Raw genomic sequence first — 14,458 nt, forward strand, 5'->3', positions numbered from 1 at the left:
TCTCCAGAGGTTTTTCGGTGTTCGCACCTTGCGTAGATATAAAAATAAGAAAGGAAAGTATTTAAAGCTTTTCTGTAAAGCTTATAAAAGCTAGGTATGCACCCTGCTGTGGATAAGTCGATCAAGACCTTGTTTTACCTGCTGTACAGAGAATGACAACTACGGTGGAAAACAGTGTTCAGCCTGTGCTGCGCTGTCGGATAACCTGTGTGTGAAAGGTCGCCTTATCCACAGGCCGGTTATCCACCGAGTTTCGCCCCCACTTGTACAATGACCTTAACCCCGGTTATCCACAGAGCTTATGCACAGACCACTGGTCACCTTTTTTGCGTATGAAACGGTGATTCTTCTTGGTCGATGAACCACCTTCGTGTGGATAAGTCGGCGTCTGGTCGCTACAATGGCCGCTTGTTTTTGCCTCACCGGCTTTCAACTTAGGGGATATCCGTGTCAGTGGAACTTTGGCAGCAGTGCGTGGAGCTTCTGCGCGATGAGCTGCCTGCCCAACAATTCAACACTTGGATCCGTCCACTACAGGTCGAAGCCGAAGGCGACGAGTTGCGTGTCTATGCGCCCAATCGTTTTGTTCTGGACTGGGTCAACGAAAAATACCTGGGGCGTGTTCTCGAATTGCTCGATGAACACGGCAATGGCATGGCACCCGCGCTTTCTCTATTAATAGGCAGCAAACGCAGTTCGGCACCCCGTGCCGCGCCCAATGCTCCCCTGGCTGCCGCGGCCTCTCAGGCCCAGGCTGCTCAAGCGCCCGCCAGTCCGGCGTCGGCACCTGCCGCCGCGTCGACCAAGCGTGCGACGCAAAAAGTGGCTGAGGTCACAGAGGAAGAACCTTCCCGTGACAGCTTCGACCCAATGGCCGGCGCCAGTTCGCAACAGGCACCTGTGCGCGCCGAGCAACGTACCGTGCAGGTCGAAGGTGCGCTCAAGCACACCAGTTACCTGAACCGCACCTTTACCTTTGAGAATTTCGTTGAAGGTAAATCCAACCAGCTGGCGCGCGCCGCTGCCTGGCAGGTGGCTGACAACCCCAAGCACGGTTACAACCCGCTCTTCCTTTATGGTGGCGTCGGCCTGGGTAAAACCCACTTGATGCATGCTGTGGGTAACCATCTATTAAAGAAGAACCCGAACGCCAAGGTGGTGTACCTGCATTCCGAGCGTTTCGTGGCGGACATGGTCAAGGCTCTGCAACTGAACGCGATCAACGAGTTCAAACGTTTCTACCGTTCGGTGGATGCGTTGCTGATCGATGACATTCAGTTCTTCGCCCGCAAGGAGCGCTCCCAGGAAGAGTTTTTCCACACCTTCAACGCGCTGCTCGAAGGTGGCCAGCAGGTCATTCTCACCAGTGACCGCTACCCGAAGGAAATCGAAGGCCTTGAAGAACGCCTCAAATCCCGCTTTGGCTGGGGCCTGACCGTAGCGGTCGAGCCACCGGAGCTGGAAACCCGCGTGGCGATCCTGATGAAGAAGGCCGATCAGGCCAAAGTCGAGTTGCCTCACGACGCCGCGTTCTTCATTGCCCAGCGCATTCGCTCCAACGTCCGTGAGCTGGAAGGCGCGCTCAAGCGCGTGATCGCCCACTCGCACTTCATGGGCCGCGATATCACCATCGAGCTGATTCGCGAATCCTTGAAGGACTTGTTGGCGTTGCAAGATAAACTGGTCTCTGTGGATAACATTCAGCGCACGGTCGCCGAGTACTACAAGATCAAGATCTCAGACTTGCTGTCCAAACGCCGTTCGCGTTCGGTGGCTCGTCCGCGTCAGGTCGCCATGGCGTTGTCCAAGGAACTGACCAACCACAGCTTGCCGGAAATCGGCGATGTGTTTGGCGGTCGCGACCATACAACGGTCTTGCACGCGTGTCGCAAGATCAACGAACTTAAGGAATCCGACGCGGACATCCGCGAGGACTACAAGAACCTGCTGCGTACGCTGACCACTTGATGAACACCAGCGCAGCTTATTAAGGCAAGGGACTAGACCATGCATTTCACCATTCAACGCGAAGCCCTGTTGAAACCCCTGCAACTGGTCGCAGGCGTCGTCGAACGCCGACAGACCTTGCCGGTACTTTCCAACGTGCTGCTGGTTGTCGAAGGCCAGCAATTGTCGCTGACCGGTACCGACCTGGAAGTCGAGCTGGTTGGTCGTGTTCAACTCGAAGAGCCGGCGGATCCGGGTTCCATCACCGTGCCGGCGCGCAAGCTGATGGACATCTGCAAAAGCCTGCCGAACGATGCGCTGATCGACATCAAGGTCGACGAGCAGAAGCTTGTGGTCAAGGCTGGCCGTAGCCGCTTCACCCTGTCGACACTGCCGGCCAACGATTTCCCCACCGTGGAAGAAGGCCCGGGTTCGCTGACCTGCAGCCTTGAGCAAAGCAAGCTGCGTCGTCTGATCGAACGCACCAGCTTCGCCATGGCTCAACAGGACGTGCGTTACTACCTCAACGGCATGCTGCTGGAAGTTTCCGCTGGCGTGATCCGCGCCGTGGCCACCGACGGTCACCGTCTGGCCATGTGCTCGATGCAGGCCGATATCGGTCAGCCGGATCGTCACCAGGTCATCGTGCCGCGCAAAGGTATCCTCGAACTGGCACGCCTGCTCACCGAGCCGGACGGCAATGTCAGTATCGTGCTGGGTCAGCACCACATCCGCGCCACCACCGGTGAGTTCACCTTCACCTCGAAGCTGGTCGACGGCAAATTCCCGGACTACGAGCGTGTTCTGCCTAAGGGCGGCGACAAGCTGGTACTTGGCGATCGCCAGGCTCTGCGCGAAGCGTTCAGCCGTACCGCGATTCTGTCCAACGAGAAGTACCGTGGTATCCGTCTGCAACTGGCCAGCGGTCAGCTGAAGATCCAGGCGAACAACCCGGAGCAGGAGGAAGCGGAAGAAGAAGTGGGCGTTGAATACAACGGCGGCTCTCTGGAAATCGGCTTCAACGTGAGCTACCTGCTCGACGTATTGGGCGTGATGACCACCGAGCAGGTTCGTCTGATCCTGTCCGACTCCAACAGCAGTGCGCTGGTGCAGGAATCGGATAACGACGACTCGGCCTACGTTGTCATGCCGATGCGTCTGTAATCATGCTCAGCAGAAGCTAGATGTCCTTAAGTCGCGTCTCGGTCACCGCGGTGCGCAATCTGCACCCGGTGACCTTCTCCCCCTCCCCCCGCATCAATATTCTTTACGGCGCCAACGGCAGCGGCAAAACCAGTGTTCTGGAAGCCATCCATCTGCTGGGGCTTGCCCGTTCGTTTCGTAGCACCCGTCTGTTGCCGGTCATTCAATACGAACAGCTTGCCTGTACGGTATTTGGCCAGGTTGAACTGGCGGAGGGTGGGCATAGCGCCTTGGGCATCTCACGGGATCGACAAGGCGAATTCCAGATCCGTATCGATGGGCAGAACGCGCGCAGCGCCGCGCAACTGGCCGAAATCCTGCCTCTGCAACTGATCAATCCCGACAGCTTCCGCTTGCTGGAAGGCGCGCCGAAGATTCGCCGACAGTTTCTCGACTGGGGTGTGTTCCACGTGGAACCGCGCTTTATGTCAACCTGGCAGCGCTTGCAGAAGGCCCTGCGCCAGAGAAACTCTTGGCTGCGGCATGGTACACTTGACGCCGTTTCGCAAGCGGTTTGGGACAGGGAACTGTGCCAGGCCAGCGCTGAAATTGATGAATACCGCCGCGCTTATATCAAAGCCTTGAAACCAGTCTTTGAACAAACCTTGAGCGAACTGGTTGAGCTTGAAGGCTTGACGCTCAGCTATTACCGCGGCTGGGACAAGGACCGTGAACTGAGTGCTGTGCTCGCCGGGTCTTTGCAGCGGGACCAGCAAATGGGGCATACCCAGGCCGGACCACAACGTGCTGATTTGCGTCTCAGACTGGGTGCGCACAACGCCGCGGACATCTTGTCCCGTGGCCAGCAAAAGTTGGTGGTTTGCGCATTACGGATTGCCCAAGGGCACCTGGTCAGCCAGGCTCGACGCGGTCAGTGTATTTATCTGGTGGATGACTTGCCGTCCGAACTGGACGAGCACCACCGTCGCGCCCTTTGCCGCTTGTTGGAAGACTTACGCTGCCAGGTATTTATCACCTGTGTAGATCACGAATTATTGAGGGAAGGCTGGCAGACGGAAACGCCAGTCGCTCTGTTCCACGTGGAACAGGGCCGTATCACCCAGACCCACGACCATCGGGAGTGAAGGCATTGAGCGAAGAAAATACGTACGACTCAACGAGCATTAAAGTGCTGAAAGGCCTGGATGCCGTACGCAAACGTCCCGGTATGTATATTGGCGACACCGACGATGGCAGCGGTCTGCACCACATGGTGTTCGAGGTGGTCGATAACTCGATCGACGAAGCGCTCGCCGGCTACTGCGACGACATCAGCATCATCATCCACCCGGATGAGTCCATCACCGTTCGCGACAACGGCCGTGGCATCCCGGTAGACGTGCACAAGGAAGAAGGCGTTTCGGCAGCCGAGGTCATCATGACCGTGCTGCACGCCGGCGGTAAGTTCGACGACAACTCCTACAAAGTATCCGGCGGTCTGCACGGCGTGGGTGTGTCGGTCGTTAACGCCCTGTCGGAACAGCTTGTTCTCACTGTGCGCCGTAGCGGCAAGATCTGGGAGCAGACTTACGTCCACGGTGTTCCGCAAGAGCCGATGAAAATCGTTGGCGACTCCGAAACCACCGGTACGCAGATCCACTTCAAGGCTTCCAGCGAAACCTTCAAGAACATCCACTTCAGCTGGGACATCCTGGCCAAGCGGATTCGTGAACTGTCCTTCCTCAACTCCGGTGTCGGCATCGTCCTCAAGGACGAGCGCAGCGGCAAGGAAGAGCTGTTCAAGTACGAAGGCGGCCTGCGCGCGTTCGTTGAATACCTGAACACCAACAAGACTCCGGTCAACCAGGTGTTCCACTTCAACATCCAGCGTGAAGACGGCATCGGCGTGGAAATCGCCCTGCAGTGGAACGACAGCTTCAACGAGAACCTGTTGTGCTTCACCAACAACATTCCACAGCGCGACGGCGGTACTCACCTGGTGGGTTTCCGTTCCGCACTGACGCGTAACCTGAACACCTACATCGAAGCAGAAGGCCTGGCGAAGAAGCACAAGGTCGCCACTACCGGTGACGATGCCCGTGAAGGTCTGACCGCGATCATTTCGGTGAAGGTGCCGGATCCGAAGTTCAGCTCCCAGACCAAAGACAAGCTGGTGTCTTCCGAAGTGAAGACCGCGGTCGAACAGGAAATGGGCAAATACTTCTCCGACTTCCTGCTGGAAAACCCGAACGAAGCCAAACTGGTCGTCGGCAAGATGATCGACGCGGCCCGTGCCCGTGAAGCGGCACGTAAAGCCCGTGAGATGACCCGCCGCAAAGGCGCGCTGGACATCGCCGGCCTGCCGGGCAAACTGGCCGACTGCCAGGAAAAAGACCCTGCCCTGTCCGAACTGTACCTCGTGGAAGGTGACTCCGCGGGCGGCTCTGCCAAGCAGGGACGTAACCGCAAGACCCAGGCGATTCTGCCCCTCAAGGGTAAAATCCTGAACGTCGAGAAGGCACGCTTCGACAAGATGATCTCTTCCCAGGAAGTGGGCACCTTAATCACCGCGTTGGGCTGTGGCATCGGTCGCGAAGAGTACAACATCGACAAGTTGCGCTATCACAACATCATCATCATGACCGATGCTGACGTCGACGGTTCGCACATCCGTACCCTGCTGCTGACCTTCTTCTTCCGTCAGCTGCCGGAGCTGATCGAGCGTGGTTACATCTACATCGCTCAGCCGCCGCTGTACAAAGTGAAGAAAGGCAAGCAAGAGCAATACATCAAAGACGACGACGCCATGGAAGAGTACATGACGCAGTCGGCCCTGGAAGATGCGAGCCTGCACCTGAACGAGGATGCACCGGGTATTTCCGGCGAAGCCCTCGAGCGTCTGGTGAATGACTTCCGCCTGGTGATGAAAACCCTCAAGCGCCTGTCGCGCCTGTACCCACAGGAACTGACCGAGCACTTCATCTACCTGCCGGCTGTCAGCATGGACCAGCTGTCCGATCACGCAGCGATGCAGGATTGGCTGGCTCAGTACGAAGTGCGTCTGCGCACAGTCGAGAAGTCGGGTCTGGTCTACAAGGCCAGCCTGCGTGAAGACCGTGAGCGTGGCGTGTGGCTGCCAGAGGTCGAATTGATCTCCCACGGCCTGTCCAACTACGTCACCTTCAACCGCGACTTCTTCGGCAGCAATGACTACAAGACCGTTGTTTCCCTGGGCGCTCAACTGAGCACACTGCTGGATGACGGCGCGTACATCCAGCGTGGCGAACGTCGTAAGTCGGTCACCGAGTTCAAGGAAGCCCTGGATTGGCTGATGGCCGAAAGCACCAAGCGCCATACTATCCAGCGATACAAAGGTCTGGGCGAGATGAACCCGGATCAGCTGTGGGAAACCACCATGGACCCAAGCGTGCGTCGCATGCTGAAAGTGACCATCGAAGACGCCATTGGCGCGGACCAGATCTTCAACACCCTGATGGGTGATGCGGTCGAGCCTCGTCGTGACTTCATCGAGAGCAACGCATTGGCAGTGTCCAACCTGGACTTTTGATCCCGGTCGATGCCAACGAAAAGGCCAACGCATTGCGTTGGCCTTTTTTTTATTGTCCGCGTTTCACTCGCTCGTCGACGCCACACTCTCCAACCGATACCCATACCCGTAAATCGTCAGCAACTGCCAACCGCGATCCGCTGTCAGGCCAAGCTTGTTGCGCAGGCGATAGATGTGGGTGTCCAGCGGTCGGGACGATGACATTTGTTCATGGGGCCAGAATCGCTCGTACAGGTAATCCCGCGACAGCGGTCGGCCGAGGTTGCTGAACAGGCAATGCGCCAGGCGGTATTCGCGTTCGGTCATGACGATGGCTTTGCCGTCACGAGTGACGGTCAGTTCGGCGTCGTCGAAAACCAGATCATTGAAGCTCAACCCTTCGGCAGCCGCGCGCTGTTGGCCATGTCGGCGCAGGACTGCACCAACACGGGCTTTCAGTTCATTGGGGCGGAAGGGTTTGCTGACGTAGTCATCGGCACCGGCATTCAGGGCCTGAACGATATCGCTTTCGCCGTCGCGACTGGTCAGCATGATTGCCGCAGGCGGCGCCTCCATGTGTTCGCGGGTCCAGCGCAGCAATGACAAGCCCGTGAGGTCGGGCAGTTGCCAGTCGAGGATCAGCAGGTCGAATGTTTCCCTACGCAATTGACGCAACAGGTCTTCGCCCCGTTCGAAGCTGAACAGCGACCACGGCTGCTCTCCGGCTTCGGCCATCTGTTGCAGGGTTTGTTCGACCCGGCGCAGTTCGGCGGGCTCATCATCCAGAATCGCTACGCGCATACAGAGTGATTCCTTGTCGCTTGGACAGCTCTTTATCGACCATAGCGGCTCAATCGAAACAGTGAAAGCAAGCGGCCCGCCGTTGGTCGCGACGTCCGCTATGATTCTTTGAGTCGAAACCTCAGACGTAGGAATCATGAAACCTTTCACCCCGCCCTGCCCTGTTGGCCATGTTTGACCAACGCCGCCGTGAAAGCCGAGGTCCCAGCCAGGTACAGCGATTGTTTCGGCAATTGGTGCGCGAGTGGTTGTGGATAAGTCTCGTGCTGTTGCCGCTGACGACGTTGCTGTCCTATCGCGCGCAAATCAACTTGGGTGATGTATCCCCAGGCTTGAGCGCAGGGCTTTCCCTTGGTCTGGTGACGTGTGTGCTCGGGCTGCTGCTGTGGCGTCCGCGCCTGGCGCTCTGGTTGACGCTCACGGGGATGGCTTGTGCGTTGCTGACCAGTGCCGGCCTTGCGGAGTTCAAGCGCTGGTGGTGGTCACCGACGCCTGCGGTGCTGGGAATGCTGTTTGGTTATCTGATCTGGAACTGGCGGCGTCTCAGTGTGGTGCTGACCTATTTCGGTTGGGAATTGGCGCGGCTGGACAGCGAGCCGAAAGTGTTTCCGGAGCGCCGTCGTGCCCAGTATCCTGGCGACGACAGTTTGCAGAAACAAATCATGGCGCTGGAACAAGCCATGAGCCTGACCCGCGATACTCACAGATTCATCGCCGATGGCCTGGAGTACTTGCCGGTGGCCACGTTGATCACCGATCCCCTGGGGCAGATTCTGCTCGGCAATCGCAAGGCCCGTGACCTGTTTGGTGGGAATCTGGTCGGCGATGATGTACTCAAGCGACTTCAACAGCTAGGTTATCCGGACATTAACCGTGGCCTGGACTCGTCTTTATCTATACTGCCGCAGCTGGAGTTTCGCGACATCAAGGAGCGCAGCCTGCGCCTGGAGCGTGCCGGGTTGTTGCCGGTGGACGGTGATGTTCCGGTCGGCTGGCTATGGAACCTGACTGATTTGAGTGTGGAGCGTGATGCTGAGGGGCAGCGTGCGCTCCTGTTGCGGTTTCTGTCTCACGACCTGCGGGCGCCTCACTCGGCCATCCTCGCGTTGCTCGACGTCCACCGTCATCAGGTGGGCGGTGATTCGCAGCTCTTCGATCAAATCGAGTTGCAGGTACGCCGGGCTCTGGAACTGACTGACGGTTTCGTTCACCTGGCGAGGGCCGAGTCCGAGGCTTATCAGTTCCAGCCGAGCCTGTTTGCGATGCTGGTGCTGGATGTGTTCGACCAGGCGCTGCCCATCGCCCAGCTGAAACAGATCGAACTGGTTCATCAAGTGGAAGAGCAAGCCCAGGAAAGTCTGGTTCTGGCGGATCAGGCGCTGCTGACCCGGGCGTTGTTCAATCTGCTGGAAAATGCCATCAAGTACAGTGTTTCAGGTACTCGTATCCGTTTGTGCGTCAGCCAACGGGACGGCTGGCTGATCTGTGAACTCATCGATCAAGGCAAAGGCATCGCCGCTGAGGAGTTACCCGAACTGTTCAGCCAATACCGACGCTTTTCTTCCGCCCAGGGTATCGATGGCGTGGGGTTGGGATTGTCGATGGTCAAAGCCGTTGTGGATCGGCACGGCGGGCGAATCGAGTGCCGGAGCGAGGTGGGTCGGGGCACGACATTCAGTCTGCAATTTCCGCTGCTTGCCGAATGAAAGCGAGTGATTCGGATTGACCTGTCATGACGACAGCCAGCGTTTGCTCCGGGCATAAAAAAACCGGCTATATCAGTCGGTTTTTTTACGTCCGAAAAAAACTTATGCACGTTTTTATGGGTTTTATCATCCTAAGAAATATGTAAAAAAATCAAAAACTTAGGAGCAAAAAAAGACGTTTTTCGATGAAACGGTACACAGGTTATCCACAGAATCTCAGACAGCCACCTGATCGTTTGAAACCGGCGCTTGCGGAGCCGGTGGCAGCGAGCCCATTTCCCGTTGCATCTGCTCGTTCCACGCCTGGACCCGGTCGTTCAATTCAGCGATGGCTCGCGGTCCGGTGCCTGCGGCATACATCGGCTCGCCAATGATCACAGTGATGACGCCCTGCTTCTTCGCCCAACCGGTTTTCGGCCAGAATTTGCCTGCGTTGTGCGCAATCGGCAGCACCGGCAATTCGGCGTTGACCGCCAAGGCGCTACCACCGCGCGAGAACTTTCCGACGGTGCCGAAAGGAACGCGAGTGCCTTCGGGGAAGATCAGCACCCAGACATTGTCCTTGAGCAACTCATCGCCTTTTTGCGCCACATGCTTGAGTGCGGCTTTCGGGTTGTCGCGATCGATGGCGATCGGTCGCAGCATGGCCATGGCCCAACCGAAGAACGGCACATAGAGCAATTCACGTTTGAGCACCTGGCTCAGCGGTGAGAAGTAGGCCGAGAGAAAGAACGTCTCCCAGGTGCTCTGGTGGTTTGACTGAATGACGCAAGGCCGTTCAGGTACGTTCTCGGCACCCTTCACTTCGTAGCGAATGCCCAGAAACACTTTGCTCAGCCACAAGGCGCAGCGGCACCAGTACACGTTGATGAAGCGATAACGTGCCTTGAAGGGCAGAAACGGCGCGATAAAAAAACTCAGGCTGCACCACAGCAAGGAGCTGGTGCCCAGCAGCAGGTAAAAGAGGAAGGTTCTGATGGCCTGCAGTATCGACATGGTGACGTTTACCGTTGCGGGCATTGCCCACCTATGTAAAGCGCACTTCCCTATCATCCTTTGCCAGGAAATTCAGAAGCGCACACTTGGTTAAGTGCATTTGTGCACAAGTTCTGCGGCAATCGCCGCCAGATCGTCAAAAATCAATGTGCCAACCGGAAGGGTCTTACCCAACGTCTTTTCGCCTTTCCCGGTCTTTACCAAAACTGGCTGTGAATCGACGGCTTTGGCGGCTTCCAGGTCACCAAGGCTGTCGCCGACGAACCAGAGATTGGTCAGCGACACGTTGTAATGAGCGGCGATGGTTTTCAACATCCCGGGTTTCGGCTTGCGGCAATTGCAGCCTTCGTCCGGCCCGTGGGGGCAGTAGACGATCAGCCCGACTTCACCGCCCTGCTCCGCCACCAGCGCGCGCAAGCGCTCGTGCATGGCATCCAGGGTGGCGAGGTCGTAATAGCCGCGAGCGATGCCCGACTGGTTGGTAGCGACCGCTACCGTCCAGCCGGCCTTGCTCAACTGCGCGATGGCTTCGATCGAACCGGGGAGTGGAATCCACTCCTCCACCGACTTGATGTAAGCGTCGGAGTCGTAATTGATCACTCCGTCCCGATCGAGAATCAGCAGTTTCAACAGCAATCCCTCAACCCAGCAGCGAAATGTCGGCGACGCCGAGGAACAACCCACGCAGACGCGCCAGCAACGCATAACGGTTGGCGCGGACTTTTGCGTCCTCCGCGTTGACCATCACGGCTTCGAAGAACGCATCCACCGGCTCGCGCAGTGCAGCCAGGCGTGCCAGGGATTCGCTGTACTGACGCGAGGCGGCCATTGGCTGTACAGCCTGGTCAGCCTGCTGGATCGCCGAGTACAGGGAGAACTCGTTGGCGTTGTCGAAGTATTTGGCTTCCACGACTGTCGGAACAGAGCCTTCGACCTTGCTCAGCAAGTTCGACACGCGCTTGTTCACGGCGGCCAGGGCGGCAGCCTCCGGCAGTTTGCGGAAAGCCTGTACCGCTTGCACGCGCTGGTCGAAGTCCAGGGCCGAACCCGGCTTCAGGGCACGTACCGACAGGTAGGTCGCGACATCGACACCTTCGTCTTCGTAACGGGCACGCAGGCGGTCGAAGATGAACTCCAGCACCGATTCGTTCAGACCGGCAGCCTTGACCTTGGTCCCGAACGCATTCACAGCGAAGGCCACGGCGTCGTTCAGGTCCAGATCCAGTTGCTTCTCGATCAGGATACGCAACACGCCCAGTGCGGCACGGCGCAGGGCGTACGGGTCTTTGCTGCCGGTCGGCAGCATGCCGATGCCGAAGATACCCACGAGGGTGTCGAGCTTGTCGGCAATGGCCACGGCCGCACCGGTCAGGGTGCTTGGCAGTTCAGCGCCGGCACCGCGCGGCATGTACTGCTCGTTCAACGCCAGTGCGACATCTTCCGGCTCGCCGTCGTTGAGGGCGTAGTAGTAACCGGCGACACCTTGCATCTCCGGGAACTCGCCGACCATCTCGGTCGACAGGTCGCACTTGGACAGCAGGCCTGCACGAGCAGCCCACGAAGCGTTGCCGCCAATACGCGCCGCGATGTAGGCGGCGAGTTTGGAAACACGCTCGGCCTTGTCGTAGACGCTGCCGAGTTTTTCCTGGAACACCACGTTTTGCAGGCGCAGGTTGAAGTCTTCGAGCTTCTGCTTCTTGTCTTGCTTGAAGAAGAACTCGGCGTCGGTCAGGCGTGGGCGAACCACTTTCTCGTTACCGGCGATGATCTGCTGCGGGTCTTTGCTTTCGATGTTGGCCACGGTAATGAAACGTGGCAGCAACTTGCCGTCGGCATCCAGCAGGCAGAAGTACTTCTGGTTGTCCTGCATGGTGGTGATCAGGGCTTCCTGCGGCACATCGAGGAAGCGTTCCTCGAACGAGCACACCAGCGGCACTGGCCATTCAACCAGCGCGGTCACTTCATCGAGCAGCGCTGGCGGAACGATTGCCGTGCCTTCCTGACGGGTGGCCAGCTCTTCGGTGCGCTTGCTGATGATCTCGCGACGCTCGTTGGCGTCGGCCAGCACGTAGGCGGCACGCAGGTCGGCCAGGTAGCTGGACGGCGAACCGATGCGCACGTTTTCCGGGTGATGGAAGCGGTGACCACGGGAGTCGCGGCCGGCCTTCTGAGCGAGGATGGTGCAGTCGATGACCTGGTCACCGAGCAACATCACCAGCCACTGGGTCGGACGAACGAACTCTTCCTTGCGGGCGCCCCAACGCATGCGTTTCGGGATCGGCAGGTCGTTCAGGGAATCTTCGACGATGGTCGGCAGCAGGCTCGCGGTCGCCTTGCCGGCGATGCTCTGGCTGTAGCGCAGTTTCGGGCCGCTCTGATCGATTTCGCTCAGGTCGACGCCGCACTTCTTGGCGAAGCCCAGTGCTGCTTGGGTCGGGTTGCCTTCGGCATCGAACGCGGCCTGACGTGGCGGGCCGTCGAGGTTGATGCTGCGATCCGGCTGCTGGGTGGCCAGTGCGGTGATCAGCACGGCCAGGCGGCGCGGGGCGGCATAAACGGTTTTGCTCTCATAGTTCAGGCCGGCAGCTTGCAGGCCCTTGTCGATACCGGCGAGGAACGCCTCGGCCAGGGTGTTCAGGGCTTTGGGTGGCAGTTCTTCAGTGCCCAGTTCAACCAGAAAATCCAGAGCACTCATTGTGCAGCCTCCAGCTTGGCCAGTACTTCGTCACGCAGGTCCGGGGTCGCCATCGGGAAGCCCAGCTTGGCGCGAGCCAGCAGGTAGGCTTGCGCAACGGAACGCGCCAGGGTGCGTACACGCAGGATGTATTGCTGACGCGCGGTCACCGAGATTGCCCGGCGCGCATCCAGCAGGTTGAAGGTGTGGGAAGCCTTCAACACCATTTCGTAGCTCGGCAATGGCAGCGGCTGGTCGAGTTCGATCAGGCGCTTGGCTTCGCTTTCGTAGAAATCGAACAGTTCGAACAGCTTGTCGACATTGGCGTGTTCGAAGTTGTAAGTGGACTGCTCCACTTCGTTCTGGTGGAACACGTCGCCGTAGGTCACTTTGCCGAACGGACCGTCAGCCCAGACCAGGTCGTAGACCGAGTCCACGCCTTGCAGGTACATGGCCAGACGCTCGAGACCGTAGGTGATCTCGCCGGTCACCGGGTAGCACTCGATGCCGCCCGCTTGCTGGAAGTAGGTGAACTGGGTCACTTCCATGCCGTTGAGCCAGACCTCCCAGCCCAGACCCCAGGCGCCGAGGGTCGGCGATTCCCAGTTGTCTTCGACGAAGCGGATGTCGTGGACCAGCGGGTCCAGGCCGACGTGCTTGAGGGAGCCCAGGTACAGTTCCTGGAAGTTGTCCGGGTTCGGCTTCAGGACCACCTGGAACTGGTAGTAGTGCTGCAGACGGTTCGGGTTTTCGCCGTAGCGGCCGTCAGTCGGACGGCGGCTTGGCTGCACGTAGGCCGCGTTCCAGGTTTCCGGGCCGATGGCGCGCAGGAACGTTGCGGTGTGGAAAGTGCCGGCGCCTACTTCCATATCGTAGGGCTGAAGTACCACACAACCTTGCTCGGCCCAGTATTGCTGGAGGGCGAGGATCAAGTCTTGGAAGGTACGCACGGCTGGCGTAGGCTGGCTCACGAAATTCACCTGTTTCTTGGGCTGCGATTTAAAGAGCGGGAGTATACCCGATTCATTGCTGCGCACGCCCCCTGGAGCCTTATGCCACGCTGCTTTTGGTGTTCCGAAGATCCGCTGTACATGGCTTATCACGATCAGGAGTGGGGCACGCCGCTACGCGATGCGCAGGGTTTGTTCGAGTTGCTTTTGCTCGAAGGGTTCCAGGCCGGGCTTTCCTGGATCACTGTGCTGCGCAAACGCGAGCATTATCGTCAGGTGATGTTCGGTTTTGATGTCCAGCGCGTGGCGCAGATGAGCGATGCCGAAATCGACGAGTTGATGCTCGATCCGGGGATCATCCGCAACCGCCTCAAGCTCAACGCGGCCCGGCGCAATGCCCAGGCCTGGCTGGCGTTGGAGGACCCGGTGGCGTTTCTCTGGTCGTTCGTTGGTGGCACGCCTGTGATCAATCATTTCAAGGATCGTAGCGAAGTCCCGGCCGTGACGCCGACCGCCGTGGAGATGAGCAAAGGCCTGAAAAAAGCCGGATTCACGTTCGTCGGGCCGACCATTTGTTACGCGCTGATGCAGGCCTCGGGCATGGTCATGGATCACACCCGGGACTGCGACCGCTACGCGCAGTTGGCGAACGGCGGTTAGAATGGCCGCCTCGCGCACAGCACAAAATCAGGAG

The 14,458-nt window shown here is 58.5% G+C and carries 11 protein-coding genes; 6 read left to right on the forward strand and 5 right to left on the reverse strand.

What is annotated here, in order from left to right:
• Nucleotides 1-447: 447 nt before the first annotated feature.
• From dnaA to gyrB, 4 genes are read left to right on the forward strand one after another with little or no spacing between them, the layout of a single operon-like run.
• Nucleotides 448-1,968 carry a chromosomal replication initiator protein DnaA gene (gene dnaA, locus PMI34_RS25970; RefSeq protein ID WP_008045697.1) on the forward strand — a complete coding sequence of 507 codons (1,521 nt, stop codon included), beginning with the start codon at nucleotides 448-450 and terminating at the stop codon, nucleotides 1,966-1,968.
• A 39-nt stretch (nucleotides 1,969-2,007) separates the two neighbouring features.
• Nucleotides 2,008-3,111 carry a DNA polymerase III subunit beta gene (dnaN, locus tag PMI34_RS25965; protein WP_007969885.1) on the forward strand — a complete coding sequence of 368 codons (1,104 nt, stop codon included), beginning with the start codon at nucleotides 2,008-2,010 and terminating at the stop codon, nucleotides 3,109-3,111.
• 20 nt (nucleotides 3,112-3,131) lie between these two features.
• Complete coding sequence (gene recF / locus PMI34_RS25960) at nucleotides 3,132-4,235, forward strand: DNA replication/repair protein RecF (protein ID WP_007969883.1); 1,104 nt, start codon at nucleotides 3,132-3,134, stop codon at nucleotides 4,233-4,235.
• A 5-nt stretch (nucleotides 4,236-4,240) separates the two neighbouring features.
• On the forward strand, nucleotides 4,241-6,658 hold the full coding sequence (gene gyrB / locus PMI34_RS25955) for a DNA topoisomerase (ATP-hydrolyzing) subunit B (protein ID WP_008045705.1): 2,418 nt from the start codon (nucleotides 4,241-4,243) through the stop codon (nucleotides 6,656-6,658).
• Nucleotides 6,659-6,721: 63 nt separating this feature from the next.
• Here the strand turns inward: gyrB and PMI34_RS25950 are convergent, their stop codons facing one another.
• Complete coding sequence (locus tag PMI34_RS25950; protein WP_008045706.1) at nucleotides 6,722-7,438, reverse strand: response regulator transcription factor; 717 nt, start codon at nucleotides 7,436-7,438, stop codon at nucleotides 6,722-6,724.
• Nucleotides 7,439-7,608: 170 nt separating this feature from the next.
• Between PMI34_RS25950 and PMI34_RS25945 the strand changes: the two genes are divergently transcribed.
• The gene (locus PMI34_RS25945) at nucleotides 7,609-9,144 is read left to right on the forward strand and encodes a sensor histidine kinase (protein ID WP_008045707.1); all 1,536 of its coding nucleotides are present in this window, start codon (nucleotides 7,609-7,611) and stop codon (nucleotides 9,142-9,144) included.
• Nucleotides 9,145-9,360: 216 nt separating this feature from the next.
• On the opposite strand, the gene PMI34_RS25940 is transcribed toward PMI34_RS25945, so the two are convergent.
• The 4 genes from PMI34_RS25940 to glyQ all read right to left on the reverse strand — a co-directional run bounded on the left by PMI34_RS25940 (nucleotide 9,361) and on the right by glyQ (nucleotide 13,785).
• The gene (locus PMI34_RS25940; RefSeq protein WP_032829311.1) at nucleotides 9,361-10,140 is read right to left on the reverse strand and encodes a lysophospholipid acyltransferase family protein; all 780 of its coding nucleotides are present in this window, start codon (nucleotides 10,138-10,140) and stop codon (nucleotides 9,361-9,363) included.
• 90 nt (nucleotides 10,141-10,230) lie between these two features.
• Entirely contained in the window at nucleotides 10,231-10,776 is a 546-nt protein-coding gene (gene gmhB / locus PMI34_RS25935; RefSeq protein WP_177318791.1) for a D-glycero-beta-D-manno-heptose 1,7-bisphosphate 7-phosphatase, read from the reverse strand.
• A 4-nt stretch (nucleotides 10,777-10,780) separates the two neighbouring features.
• Nucleotides 10,781-12,835, reverse strand: a complete 2,055-nt coding sequence (gene glyS, locus PMI34_RS25930; protein WP_008045717.1) for a glycine--tRNA ligase subunit beta — start codon at nucleotides 12,833-12,835, stop codon at nucleotides 10,781-10,783.
• Nucleotides 12,832-13,785, reverse strand: coding sequence for a glycine--tRNA ligase subunit alpha (gene glyQ / locus PMI34_RS25925; RefSeq protein WP_003187265.1), 954 nt, complete (start codon nucleotides 13,783-13,785; stop codon nucleotides 12,832-12,834). Before glyQ ends, glyS begins: the two co-directional genes overlap by 4 nt.
• 81 nt (nucleotides 13,786-13,866) lie before the next feature.
• Here glyQ and PMI34_RS25920 point away from each other — a divergent pair, with 81 nt between their 5' ends.
• Nucleotides 13,867-14,424, forward strand: a complete 558-nt coding sequence (locus PMI34_RS25920; protein WP_007985082.1) for a DNA-3-methyladenine glycosylase I — start codon at nucleotides 13,867-13,869, stop codon at nucleotides 14,422-14,424.
• Nucleotides 14,425-14,458 lie beyond the last annotated feature (34 nt).

It is taken from the genome of Pseudomonas sp. GM74 (genome assembly GCF_000282455.1).
Lineage (GTDB): Bacteria > Pseudomonadota > Gammaproteobacteria > Pseudomonadales > Pseudomonadaceae > Aquipseudomonas.

Excerpts from the sequence above, each read along its gene's own strand:
- recF (WP_007969883.1), top strand. The coding sequence starts at position 3,132 with ATGTCCTTAAGTCGCGTCTCGGTCACCGCGGTGCGCAATCTGCACCCG.
- PMI34_RS25920 (WP_007985082.1), top strand. The coding sequence starts at position 13,867 with ATGCCACGCTGCTTTTGGTGTTCCGAAGATCCGCTGTACATGGCTTAT.
- PMI34_RS25950 (WP_008045706.1), bottom strand. The coding sequence starts at position 7,438 with ATGCGCGTAGCGATTCTGGATGATGAGCCCGCCGAACTGCGCCGGGTC.
- PMI34_RS25945 (WP_008045707.1), top strand. The coding sequence starts at position 7,609 with ATGTTTGACCAACGCCGCCGTGAAAGCCGAGGTCCCAGCCAGGTACAG.
- glyS (WP_008045717.1), bottom strand. The coding sequence starts at position 12,835 with ATGAGTGCTCTGGATTTTCTGGTTGAACTGGGCACTGAAGAACTGCCA.
- PMI34_RS25940 (WP_032829311.1), bottom strand. The coding sequence starts at position 10,140 with ATGTCGATACTGCAGGCCATCAGAACCTTCCTCTTTTACCTGCTGCTG.
- dnaN (WP_007969885.1), top strand. The coding sequence starts at position 2,008 with ATGCATTTCACCATTCAACGCGAAGCCCTGTTGAAACCCCTGCAACTG.